Genomic DNA, 11668 nt, shown 5'->3' with positions numbered 1-11668 from the left:
GTTCCCACACATGAAACTCGCCGTCTCGCCCGACGAACTCGGCACGGTACCCGGCTTCATCGCCAACGGCCACGACCACCTGCCGGTATTCCTGAAATAGGCAGCGGTATTCGGGGAGGAATCAAGACGGCGTAGGCCGCGGCGTGGGGCGGGTGCAGACGCTCCGGGTAACTCTCGAGGTCTCCGGTTGCAGTACCGGCCCTCGCCGCGACGAACCGCTACTGATCGGCGGCGGATACCCCTGGACACACCGCTTGGGCTCGAGTCTCTCTCACAGCGGCGGGGGCGAACACGAAACTGGAGCTGGGACGCCACATTTCGACAGTGGGTGCCATGGGATACTGTCGCGCTGCCACCCATGCCGGGCTATTCGACCTGTTGTAACACGGACGCGTGCGGGCCCTACACCGCGACGCGTCGAGGATGTGCGCCCGATGCCGCGAAGCTGCGGTGCGACCGTCCACAGGTCCATCCGCAGCCACACGGCGCTGTCAGCTGGTGCCAACGCCGTTAGGTCGAACCCCGCCCTGCAACGCCGCGAGACGCAGCAACTCCCTAATCCCTGGCAGCCGCCAGTCCATCGCGCCGGAGAACGGGTTCAGGTTGCCCTGGAGGACGGAATTCGACAGGGTTTCGACAGCGGTCGCCAGAATCCATGTGCAGATTCCACCGCTTACATCATCACGAGAGGAGTCGAATTTTGTTGTAATACAAACATTTTCAGACATCGAACCATTTCGAATTCGAGCCCAGTAGGGTACGAGGCATGGAGGAATCCGATGTCGCCCTTGCCATTCGAGCCGCGGAAGCTGCGTCCGGCGTAATCCGGGATCAATTCCGTGGCCCGGTCACCCGCTACGACAAGGAGGATGATGACTTCGCTACCCAGACTGATCTCGCCGCCGAGCGGACCATTCTCGACATCCTCCGCGCCGCCCGTCCCGGCGATCGATTCCTCGCCGAGGAGTCCGGTACCACCGGGGGCCGCTCGGACCGCACCTGGTTGATCGATCCGCTCTGCGGCACACGGAATTTCGCTGCGGAAACACCGCTTGTCGCGGTGAATATCGCACTCCGCACCGGGGATACCGTTACGGCGGCCGCGGTGGCGGATCCCTTCTCCGGGGAGATTTTCTGGACTGACGGGACCACCGCCGTCGTCCGCCGCGACGGCAACGATCACCCGCTGCTCCCTCGATCCGCGAGCCGCCTGGTCGAAATCGACGCCGACAATCCCTCGCCCTACACGGACTGGTTCTCCTCTGGTCGGCTCATGGCCGACGAATCCTTCACGGCCGCTTTCTATCCCCGCGTTCTATCCACCTCGCTGGCCCTGGTCTGGGTGGCAGCGGGTCGTCGCGCCGCCTACCTGGTGGACCGCGATCTCCGCGACGATGTCCATTTCACCGCCGGCATCGCCGTGTGCCGGGCGGCCGGTTGCACGGTCACCGGCCTCACCGGGCAACCCCTCCACACTCCCCCGCACGGCTTGCTGGCCGCCGCCGACCCCCTCACCCACGACCGGCTGCTCGACATCATCACCGGGACCCGCTAGAGCGAGGCATGGTGTACGAGCGCGTCGGCGACCAGCGCCGCACCGGCCAGTAGCAGCAGGATGCGGACCGACAGGGGGCCGAAGCGTTTCAGGCTGCGGACGAGTCCGCGGTAGCAGCGCCTGGCCCGGGTCGATTTCAGGGTCGAGGTGACCAGAACCAGCAGCGGCGGCAGGAGCGCGATCAGGCAGTATCCGATGATGATCAGCGGCCACATCGGCGGATGCGGATCGCGCGCCGAGATCATGGCCAGTGCCGCCAGGTACGGAACCGCGGTGGGCGCCTGCCCCAGCCCGATGGCGACGCCCACGAGTCCCAGCAGCAAGGGCCTGCGCCGCGCCTCCAACGCCCACGCGGGCACCGCCGCCCCACCCTCCTTCGACATGCGCAGGCTGCCGAGCACCAGCAGCACCAGGCCGACACCCAACTCGGCCCAGTAGCGAACCGTCGGGGTGATGTCGAAACTGACCAGGTCGGTGAGGAATCGAAGTCCGAGGACGAAGGTGATACCGAAAGCGGTTGTGACGGCGAACACTCCGGCGAGGAAGCTCAGCACACCGGGCAGCGGCGAGCGACGGCTCAACCGACTGTCATAGACCACCGCGGTCGTGACGCCGACCAGCAGCACATCGAGCGAGTCCAGGAAGGCAAAGCCCGCGAGCGCCAGCAGAAAGATCACCATGACCCCACCGAACATACGGGAACCATTCCCTGGCACCCCGTCACGAGCGGCGGGATGTCACCGCCCTTTGCCACAACTCACCACGCGCCGATCATGCCGCCGTCGGATGACCCCGCGGCCCGCCACAGGAAGATCCGAGCGGTGCTCGTCGGCCTGGCGCTGGTCGTCGAGGACCGGGCGGTACCGTAGCTCAGTTGTCGGGGACCGGGCCGTCGTCGAACGGCGGGCTGGCGGATTCGAGCTGTTCGGGCAGGAGCGGGGATACCGCGAAGACGGCGGCGGATGCGTCGGCGGGGAGTGCCTCGACGGCGCGAACTCCCGGGTGCGCGGCCAGGGTTCGAAGCTGCGCCGGCGTGCCGTGCAGAACGATGGCGACGACGCACGGGCAGTCGGCACGCAGGCGACTCGCCACGAGGTTCTTCACCCGGGTGGAGCGGTCGTCGTAGGTGGGCGTCGACTCCATCTGGGCGGCAGCGGATCTCACCGACGCGACGGCGACGCCATCGCCCGCGGGGAGACCGATGGAAATGATCGGCGTCGCCACCCGATCGACGGCCACGTGATAGTCGATCTCCGAGATCCGCAGGCCGCCACTGAATTCCGGGATGCGGTCGGCGGTGACACCCTCGGCGAACGACAGCAATGCCCAGTGCCCGTCGGAGTCGGTGCCCTGCAACGACTTCTGAGCCCGCTCCAGGTAGTGCGCCACCGGCTCACCGCTCTCCGGCCCCAGCCGGTCGGTGGAGATGATCGCCGACCGGGGTGGGATCGCCCACCCCAGCACCACGATGAGGATCGCGAAAAGCACTGCGGCCGCAGCGATCCCGGCACGGCGCGGCGTCAGCGCATCCACTCGAGACCCCGGATCAGTGCGCGCGCAGGACGTCGAGGGCGTGTTCCAGATCGGCGGGATACTCGCTGGTGATCTCGATCCAGCGGCCGTCGGCGGGATGATTGAAGCCCAGCTGGCGGGCGTGCAGCCACTGCCGTTCCAGCCCCAGCCGCTCGGCCAGACGTGGGTCCGCCCCGTAGGTGAGGTCGCCGCAGCAGGGGTGGCGCACGGCCGAGAAGTGCACGCGAATCTGGTGGGTGCGACCGGTTTCCAGGTGGATGTCGAGCAGGCTCGCCGACTGGAAGGCCTCGACGGTGTCGTAGTGCGTGACCGACGGGCGGCCGTCCGCGGTGACCGCGAACTTCCAGTCGTTGCCGCGCGCGCGTCCGATGGGCGCGTCGATGGTGCCGCTGCTCGGGTCCGGATGGCCCTGCACCAGCGCGTGATACCGCTTCTCCACGGTCCGGTACTTGAACGCCCGCTTGAGCTGGGTGTAGGCGTACTCGGACTGCGCGACCACCATCACACCCGAGGTGCCGACATCCAGCCGGTGCACAATGCCCTGCCGCTCATGGGCTCCCGAGGTCGAGATGCGGTAGCCCATGGCGGCCAGGCCGCCCACCACGGTGGGGCCGGTCCAGCCCACGCCCGTATGCGCCGCCACCCCAACGGGTTTGTCGACGGCCACGATGTCGTCATCGGCGTAGAGGATCTTCATCCCCTCCACCGGGGTCGCCTCCACCGTAAGTTCCCGCTTGGGCTCCGGGAATTCGACCTCCAGCCAGGCCCCGGCGGTCAGCCGGTCCGACTTCCCGGCCGCGACGCCGTCCAGCTGGACCCCGCCGTCCTCGGCCATCGAGGCGACCGCGGTGCGCGACAGCCCGAGCAGGCGCGACAGCCCGGCATCGACTCTCATGCCATCCAGCCCGTCGGGCACCGGCATGCTGCGGGTCTCCCTCATGCTGCCTTCCCCTCCGCGCTCGACGCCCCCTGCTGCCGATGCATGCGGGTGCCGTCGGGTTCGAACCCGAACACGGTGAGCGCCACCAGCAGAATGGCCCCGCACACGATCGAGGAGTCGGCCACATTGAACACCGGCCACCAGCCGACCGCCATGAAATCCACCACATGACCCTGCAGCGGGCCGGGCGCGCGGAACAGACGGTCGATGAGATTGCCGAGCGCCCCGCCCAGCACCATGCCCAGGCCGATGGCCCACGGCAGCGAGCGCAGGGTCCGGCCGATGCGGATGACACCGATCACCACGGCGGCCGCGACCAGGGTCAGCAGCCAGGTCATGCCGGTGGCCATGGAGAACGCGGCACCCGGGTTGCGGACCAGGGTCAGGCGCACGCTGTCGCCGATGAGATAGATCGGCTTACCGGGAGTCATGGTCGCGACCACGATGGTCTTGGTCAGCAGATCCAGACCCAGCAGCACGACCGCGATGAGCAGGAGCACCGGCAGACGCAACGGCTGCGCAGGGGAAGTCCCGGCATCGGCCGCGGGGCTGATCCCCCCGGGCGACATGTCTGGTTCCTCTGCGCCGGATTCGCGCGGCCGATCGGTACTCACCCTGACATCATTCCTTATTCATGTCGGGCGCCTCTGAACACCCCGAAACCACGGCCCCACACGATCCCAGCTGTTTTTCAGGAACGCGTCGTAACCTGTTCGACGTGACGGTGTTGTCTTCCTCCCCCAGCTCGGCGAAAGCCACCGCACCCTGTTCCGGCACCCCGCGCCCGCCGCGGCGAGGCGCGGGGACGCGAACCACGCGCTCGGGGGTCCTGCTCCTGGTTCTCGCGGTGACCCTGACCGCTTTCGGCGTCGGCTGCAGCGATCGCACGGAGACCACGGCCGAGGCCGACGGCACGGAACCGGTGGGCATCAACAAAGAGGTCACCATGCCCATCGAGGCCGTGACCACCACCGTCGTCGACCCGGGCGCCGAGCCCCGCTCGCCGCTGCGCCGCACCCTCGAGGCGGGCACCACTCAGCAGGTCACGCTCAGTACCGAACATCACATCGAGCAGCAGATCAATCAGCAGGCGCTGCGCGACATCTCCCCGCCCGCGATGACCATTCCGCTCACCGCGCAGTCCGGCACCGACGGGGTGGAACTGACCGTGGGCAATGTCACCTCCCCCGACCCGACCCTCGCCAAGGCCCTGCTGCCCGCGGACGGTTCCCGCGTCGGCTTCGACGTCAGCGACCTGGGGGCGATCACCGCACTCAAGCTGGCGCCCAAGCCCGCCACCTCCGACTCCGCGCGGGCCGCGCTGGAGCAGGCGTTCTATCAGGCCGTATACCAGTCCATCGCGTTCCCGCCCGACTCCGTCGGCGTGGGCGCGGTGTGGACGGTGCGGCAACAGGTTTCCGGCAGCGTGCCGCTGGAGCAGGTGACCACCTGCACCCTCACCTCGCGGGAGGGCAACCAGCTCACCATCGAACTGAATGTGGTGCAGACGCCGAAATCCACTGTGTGGCATCTGCCCAACGAGGCGGGCCAGCTGGAGATCGTCGACTACCTCATGCACGGCACCGGCACGATCGCGGTGGATCTCGGTCTGCCGCTACCGGTTTCCGGTTCGGTCGAGGTGGGCGGCAACCAGACCTATCGCGACCCGCGCAGCTCGGTGACGCTGCGGCAGACCCTGCGCACGGAGGTGCAGTGGGGCGCCTGACGCGGCTGGCACTGCTCGCGGGGGTCCTGGCGCTGGCCGCCACCGCCTGCGGCAGCCACAAGGATTCCGCGCCCGCGCTGCCGAGCCTGGGGCCGGCCGTGCAGCCGTCCGGAACACCCGGGGGCGCACCGGTTCTCGACCAGTTCACGCTGCGCTCGGAGCTGCTGGACGTGTCGGTGATGCCCGCGGGGTTCACCGCGCTCGACGACCCGCCACCCGGGAGTTCCGGTGGGGCGGGCGCCAAGACCGATCCGGCACCGTGCGCGAATGTGCTGGCGGCCATGGCCGTTCAGGCTCCGGGGTCGGCGGCGCAGACCGCGGCCCAGTTCGGCGGGCCGAATTTCGCCAGTGTGGATATCGATGCCGCGTCGTATGCGAATGGCGGAGCGGCGCAGGCTTTTTCCACCGTCCAGTCCATTCTGCCCGGCTGTACCAGGTATTCCGGTAAGGATGCCGACAATACGAAAGTGGAATTCCGGCTGGGCGGTTTGAATCAGCCGCAGGCCGGGGACGGCTCGACCGCATTCCAAGTGCGCACCACCAGCGACGGTCTCACGCTGTACACCGATGTGAGCATTACGCTGGTCGGTTCGACGGTGGTGCAGATCGCCTACTCGGACGCGAAGGAACCCGATCCACAGCAGCTCAGTGCCATGACCGCAGCGCAGGTGCGCAAGCTGCAGGGGGCTGCGGGTCCGTAGTCACGGAACTTTTCCCGCATATGCGGCAATTCGGGTGATCATTCGGAAATTCGAGTAATTCTTGTCGGCCCTCGGGCATAAGCTCGACGCGTCCGGCAACAACCTCGAACGGAGGTTTTCGATGTCCGATGTCAAACCCATTCCCGACGGCTACCCGACCGTCTGCCCCTCGCTCGCCTGCAATGGCGCAGCGCAGGCGATCGACTTCTACAAACGTGTTTTCGGCGCCGACGAGCGCTTCCGCATGCCCGGGCCCGACGGCACCGTCGCACACTGCGAAATGCAGTTCGGCTCTTCGGTGATCATGCTCAGCGACCCGGCGCCGGCCATGGGGTTCCTGGATCCCAAGGCGGTCGGCGGCACCCCGGTCAATCTGTACGTCTACGTCGACGATGTCGACGCCGCCCACGCCGCCGCCCTGTCGGGCGGGGCCCGGGAGCTACAGCCGCCCGCCGACCAGTTCTACGGTGACCGCACCTCGGGCATCGAGGATCCGTGGGGCCACCGCTGGACCCTCGCCCTGCACGTCGAGGATGTCGAGCCAGAGGAGATGGCCAAGCGGATGGCCGACATGCAGGGCTGAGGCCCGGCATACGGTCCGGTAGCACGGTCTGAAAACGCCTCCGCACCCGTTTCGACGAGGAAACGGGTGCGGATCGCGGTCGCGGGCCGGGCGGCTACGGCCGCCCGGTCGCGATGACTACTGCCAACCGGTCACGTTGATCGGGCCGGGATTCCAGAGACCGTTGTGCGGGTCGGTGGTCACCACGGGCTTGGCGGTCTGTGCGGAACCGTCGATCCGTTCGAGCCGCTGCAGCTCACCCCAATCCATGCGCGGGTCGTGGTCGAGGTAGGTCGCCAGGGTGACCGGGCGCAACAGCATCGCACTCCAGCCCAGGGCGCCGCCGCCGTCATGGCTCTGCCACAGCGTGGTCATGGCCGCGCCACCGCGGTCGGGCATGATGCGGTAGTCGGGCACCTCGGCGATACCGTCGAGGTGATCGAACGGCCGTTGGCACGGGAACTGAAGCCCCACTTCCCAATCCAGCAGCACCGGCTTGTCCCGGCCGACGTAGTCCTCCAGCGTCACCGTCTGCGGGATACGCGGCGGGGTGAGCGCCACCCACTGCTTGGGATCGCTGTCACGGTCCTCGGCGATCACGCGAATCGCGGTGGCCTGCGCCGGAATATCGCTCAGCGGCACCCGCAGATTGCGCCAGGTCGGCGCGGGGCCGATGTCGATGGGCGTGATCCGGCCCTGGGGTTCGACCACACCGTCGGCGCCCGGCACCCCGTACTCGATCTCGACCTGCTGGCCGGGGGTCGCGACCCCGTCCTTGTCGGCCGAACGGATGCGTCCGGCCGCGGTGACGGCGATGATGCCGGACCGGTCCTGCTGACCGGGCAGCGCGTACCACCCCGTCGTCAGGGTCGAGACCGCATCGGTGCTGCCGAAGCTGCCCAACACCGGGGTGTTCGCATTCAGGCCGAAAGGCAGTGGCGCGGTAGTTGTTCCGTCGACCGTGCCGTTGCTGCGGTTGCTGACCGCGCTGGCGACGCTACCGCCGGTGTCGACATCGTCGTCGGGGCGCAGGTCGGTGGACACCCCCTTGGGCGAGAAGCCGACCGCGTCCGCGGTGAAGGTGCCGAGCACATCGCCGTTGAGCGGCTTCAGCATGCCCTGGTTCGGATCCGTCTCGACCAGCACGTCGCGGGCCATGCCGCACGGCTTGCCCAGCACCGCATCCACATTCGAGCGCGCCAGCGAGTACGCCGGGTACTGCGCGACCGCGCCCTTGGCCAGCGAGCCCACCTCGAACAGCACCATGAACGCGGCCGCCACGGTCAGCGGCGGAATCGCGATGAAGCGCCAGCCCAGCTTCGAGATCCGGTGCGGGCCGGGCTGTTCCGGCGCGCGCACATGGAACCAGCCGGCCAGGGCGAGCAGCGCCACCGTGAGCGCCAGGAAGATCTTGTCGACCTCGATCCCGGCCAGCACCACCGACTTGTCGCGCCAGGGCACATTCCAATTCGAGACGTACCACCAGCCGTTGATGCTGGAGAACGCGACCGCGAGCGCGAACGCGATCACCGCCGCGAACAGCGCGCGGTTACGCGGGGAGCGCATCACCCGCGGGCCGACCGCCACCGCGGTCAAAACCGCGATGACTCCGGCCAATCCGGCGTAGATGCCGTTGTGGTGGGTCCACTTGGTGGGGGTGAACATCATCAGCGCGATGACGCCCACACCGGTGCCGAGCACCCGGCGCACCGGGCCCGGCGCGGTGAACGGAATCCGGCCGCCCTTGCGCAGCAACACGAACGCGCACACCAGCAGGCCGATCCAGAATGCGAACATGCCGAAGCGCCGCGCCAGCGAACCATCGATGGTGGGCATGAAAAGGTACTGGTAGCGAATGTATTCGCCATCCCAGTGCACATCCGGGCCGACCGCGGTGTGCACCCGGCTCATCTCGAACATCGACGACAGCGGCTGATCGCAGAACATGATCGCCAGCACCACCGCACCGGCAGCCGCCAGCGGAGCGGCGAGGGTCAGGTAGGCGCCGAAACGGGCCCTCAGGATGGTGAAGGCGTTCGCGCCGGGGGCGGTCGGCTTGCCCAGGACGGTCGCGCGCCGGTTGAGGATCCGCCAGGCCGGCCGGATACCGGCCAGCAGTGGCGCGAAACAGATGATGCCGGACGGACCGACGGTGCAGGTGAACGCGCCGATCATGATGGCCACGCCGTAGGGCAGCAGCCGGCCCGTCGCGATGGCACGCTCCACCGAGACCCAGGTGAGTAGGACACCCAGCGCCACCAGCGGTTCCGGGCGCAGACCGTTGTTGTACGGCAGCCAGACGGCCAGGAAACCCAGGCCGCCGGTCCACACGGCGACGCGATCGCGGCGGATCCGCGCGCCCAGGCGGGGAATCACCTCGCGGCTGAGCACCAGCCAGATCACGATGCCGGCCAGCAGGGCGGGCATGCGCATCCACACGCTGGCCGGGCTGACCTGCGCCATATGGCCGATGAGGTCGTAATACGGAGTGCCGACCGGGGTTTCGGGGACACCGAAGTAGCCGAAGTAGTTGGCCATGTACCCGGCGTGGAGCGAGGCCCGGCCCATGCCGTACTGGTAGCCGTCGTCGGAGGTGGTCGCACCGATGAAATGCCAGAGGATCAGCGTGCCCAGCACCACGGCGTCGACGGGCTTGAAGCTCCACCAGTGCTGCGGCAGGAAGCGGCGCGCGCGACGGCCGTCGAGGCGGTCCAGGCGGAACAGCGCGAACAGGGCGACGAGGGTGCCGAGGATGGCGGTCCAGATGGCGATCCGCTTGATCGTGCTCGGCGTCGAGGTGAAGCGGCTGTCCACCTGCGCGGTGACCTTGGCGCCGTCGGAGACGGTCAGGTCGCTGAAGATGCCGACCAGCTGCGGCCGGTAGTCACCGTTCAGGGTGACCGGGGCGACCGTTGATCCGCTCAGGGTCGCGGTGGAGGAGGTGAAATCCGAGTGCACGGTGAGCGCGCAACCCGCGCCGAGCTCATCGACGGGCACGCTCACCAGCGTCTTGTGATGCAGGACCGCTTCCAGCTTGCCTGGCGTGGTCACACCATCGGTGGTGGATGCCGCCGTGACCCGGGCCACGAAGCCGTACTTCTCGAGATCCGGCGCACCATTGGGCGCGGTGGCGGCGAGCGTGCCGCCCTTCGAACCCAGCTGCGTCACAGCCGAACAGGGAATGGTGGCGTCGAAGTTCAACGGCGCGTAGGTCACCAGCGGAGCCTCGATGCTCTGCGCCGAATTCCCCTGCGGCCAAGTCAATGTCGTGTGGTCCACCCGGACCGGCAGCAAGGGCACCGCCACCGCCGCCAGCACCGCGATCACACCGGCGATCAGAGCGGTCGGCCGCGCCCAGCCCCCTCGAATCCTTCTCTCGGGTTCAGCACCAGCACTCCCGGCGGCATCCTGCCCCGCCTTCTCCAACACGTCGGTCACGACCGCCGATCCTAAGCGGAAGTCATCTCCCCCCGCTCCCCCCTCTCCACGATCGACCCCGCAAACCCCCGGGACACCACCCCACCCGGTCAAATATCCATGCTCCCGCGCCATTCACTGTGCGACACCTCACATCCCCAGGCCCGATCGAGACCGCGCTACCGCCCCCACGTCAGGCCCAGCACGGCCGCCTACCCAGTTGACCCTGCGGCCAGGCCGAACCCGCGACCCAGCCCAGCCACTGCAGTTCGCCCGGAATCCCGATGGACAACGGCGGCCGGTCTACCGGTAGTGGCGAGCACTGGCATGATCCATCTGCTCGAGGTGGTCCGCCGCCTCGTTCTGCCCGTCGGCGTACGAACCCACTGTCGTCCCCATATCGCGGATTCCGTCACAGAGATTGCGCCTCTGGCGGCCAGCGCGTGTTCCAGGGTGTCGAGGATGCCTCTGACACGGTTCTCGAGGTCGTGCATCTGCCCTGCGGCACTGCGCAATCGACCGGGGGTAACGCCGACTTTCGCTGCCACTGTTGCCCTTTCGCCGATGGACGGAAGATCAACGATGGCAACGGGTACGGGCGCGCAACAGGCCAGCGACCCCGAATTAACCCCGCCCTGACAGGTTTCGCAGTCTTCTTGACGAAACTCCGTGTGGCACAGGCGAAACCCGGTCCGGCATCCGCCGTTCGATGCCGGACCGGTCAGACGGGACTAGCTGCAGGCCGGGGAGGTCTGGTTGGCCAGAGAGAGTGCGTTGCAGATCCATTCCTTCTGGACCTTCCACTTGCCGTCCTCGGCCACGAAGGGCACGACGGCCTGCTGCGGCGCGCCGCCGTTGATCGCGATCTGGGCGTCGGCGGTGATGGTGCCGTTGCCGAGGTCGGTCACGTTGGTGACGGTGATGGTGGCGTTGTTCTGCTTGTAGGCCTCCGCCAGCCGGTTGGGCAGGCTCGGGTCGGCCGTGACGCCCTGCAGCATGTCGAGCTTCTCCGAGTCGGGGATGCTCGGGTCCAGCGCCTTCTGCAGTGCGGTGTTCAGGTCCGCCGCGGTCGGGGCCGGCGGGTAGCTCGTCTGAGCCGCGGTGGTCTTGGAGGTGGTGACCTTGGCGGGCTTGCTCTCCTTCTTGTCACCGCTCCCACACGCCGACAGCCCGAGTACGGTCACGACAGCCAGTGCGGCGACGGCGATGCGTCCAGTCTTCTGAAGCTTCAACT

At 68.0% G+C, this 11668-nt stretch carries 12 protein-coding genes; 5 read left to right on the top strand and 7 right to left on the bottom strand.

Annotated elements, in window-relative coordinates; translation table 11 throughout:
- Nucleotides 1-491 precede the first annotated feature (491 nt).
- A complete protein-coding gene (locus ABZ909_RS29025; RefSeq protein WP_357005534.1) occupies nucleotides 492-728 on the bottom strand; it encodes a hypothetical protein in 237 nt (78 codons plus the stop codon).
- 38 nt (nucleotides 729-766) lie between these two features.
- Between ABZ909_RS29025 and ABZ909_RS29020 the strand changes: the two genes are divergently transcribed.
- Complete coding sequence (locus tag ABZ909_RS29020; protein ID WP_357005532.1) at nucleotides 767-1555, top strand: inositol monophosphatase family protein; 789 nt, start codon at nucleotides 767-769, stop codon at nucleotides 1553-1555.
- Here ABZ909_RS29020 and ABZ909_RS29015 read toward each other — a convergent pair.
- Nucleotides 1552-2235, bottom strand: coding sequence for a GAP family protein (locus ABZ909_RS29015; RefSeq protein ID WP_357005577.1), 684 nt, complete (start codon nucleotides 2233-2235; stop codon nucleotides 1552-1554). The two genes, ABZ909_RS29020 and ABZ909_RS29015, sit on opposite strands and share 4 nt — an antisense overlap.
- A 54-nt stretch (nucleotides 2236-2289) precedes the next feature.
- Here ABZ909_RS29015 and ABZ909_RS29010 point away from each other — a divergent pair, with 54 nt between their 5' ends.
- Nucleotides 2290-2424 (top strand): hypothetical protein, encoded by a 135-nt coding sequence (locus tag ABZ909_RS29010; protein ID WP_357005529.1) that lies wholly within the window; start codon nucleotides 2290-2292, stop codon nucleotides 2422-2424.
- Nucleotide 2425: 1 nt separating this feature from the next.
- On the opposite strand, the gene ABZ909_RS29005 is transcribed toward ABZ909_RS29010, so the two are convergent.
- Genes ABZ909_RS29005 through lspA form a run of 3 tightly spaced genes read right to left on the bottom strand, consistent with a single transcriptional unit; the run spans nucleotide 2426 to nucleotide 4597 of the window.
- Nucleotides 2426-3088 carry a hypothetical protein gene (locus ABZ909_RS29005; RefSeq protein ID WP_357005527.1) on the bottom strand — a complete coding sequence of 221 codons (663 nt, stop codon included), beginning with the start codon at nucleotides 3086-3088 and terminating at the stop codon, nucleotides 2426-2428.
- 13 nt (nucleotides 3089-3101) lie between these two features.
- Complete coding sequence (locus tag ABZ909_RS29000) at nucleotides 3102-4028, bottom strand: RluA family pseudouridine synthase (protein WP_357005524.1); 927 nt, start codon at nucleotides 4026-4028, stop codon at nucleotides 3102-3104.
- The gene (gene lspA / locus ABZ909_RS28995; protein ID WP_357005522.1) at nucleotides 4025-4597 is read right to left on the bottom strand and encodes a signal peptidase II; all 573 of its coding nucleotides are present in this window, start codon (nucleotides 4595-4597) and stop codon (nucleotides 4025-4027) included. Before lspA ends, ABZ909_RS29000 begins: the two co-directional genes overlap by 4 nt.
- A 149-nt stretch (nucleotides 4598-4746) precedes the next feature.
- Here lspA and ABZ909_RS28990 point away from each other — a divergent pair, with 149 nt between their 5' ends.
- The 3 genes from ABZ909_RS28990 (at nucleotide 4747) to ABZ909_RS28980 (ending at nucleotide 7038) form a co-directional block, all read left to right on the top strand.
- Nucleotides 4747-5754, top strand: coding sequence for a hypothetical protein (locus ABZ909_RS28990; RefSeq protein WP_357005519.1), 1008 nt, complete (start codon nucleotides 4747-4749; stop codon nucleotides 5752-5754).
- A complete protein-coding gene (locus ABZ909_RS28985; RefSeq protein WP_357005517.1) occupies nucleotides 5742-6455 on the top strand; it encodes a hypothetical protein in 714 nt (237 codons plus the stop codon). Before ABZ909_RS28990 ends, ABZ909_RS28985 begins: the two co-directional genes overlap by 13 nt.
- Before the next feature lie 121 nt (nucleotides 6456-6576).
- Nucleotides 6577-7038 carry a VOC family protein gene (locus ABZ909_RS28980; RefSeq protein WP_357005514.1) on the top strand — a complete coding sequence of 154 codons (462 nt, stop codon included), beginning with the start codon at nucleotides 6577-6579 and terminating at the stop codon, nucleotides 7036-7038.
- A 117-nt stretch (nucleotides 7039-7155) separates the two neighbouring features.
- Here ABZ909_RS28980 and ABZ909_RS28975 read toward each other — a convergent pair whose 3' ends face one another.
- Both ABZ909_RS28975 and ABZ909_RS28970 read right to left on the bottom strand, forming a co-directional pair.
- A complete protein-coding gene (locus tag ABZ909_RS28975; RefSeq protein ID WP_357005512.1) occupies nucleotides 7156-10455 on the bottom strand; it encodes an arabinosyltransferase domain-containing protein in 3300 nt (1099 codons plus the stop codon).
- A 710-nt stretch (nucleotides 10456-11165) separates the two neighbouring features.
- Nucleotides 11166-11666: a hypothetical protein gene (locus tag ABZ909_RS28970; RefSeq protein WP_357005510.1), complete on the bottom strand. Its 501-nt coding sequence runs from the start codon at nucleotides 11664-11666 to the stop codon at nucleotides 11166-11168.
- Nucleotides 11667-11668 lie beyond the last annotated feature (2 nt).

It is taken from the genome of Nocardia sp. NPDC046763 (assembly GCF_040645495.1).
Lineage (GTDB): Bacteria > Actinomycetota > Actinomycetes > Mycobacteriales > Mycobacteriaceae > Nocardia.
This window is presented reverse-complemented; position numbering and strand designations above follow the sequence as displayed.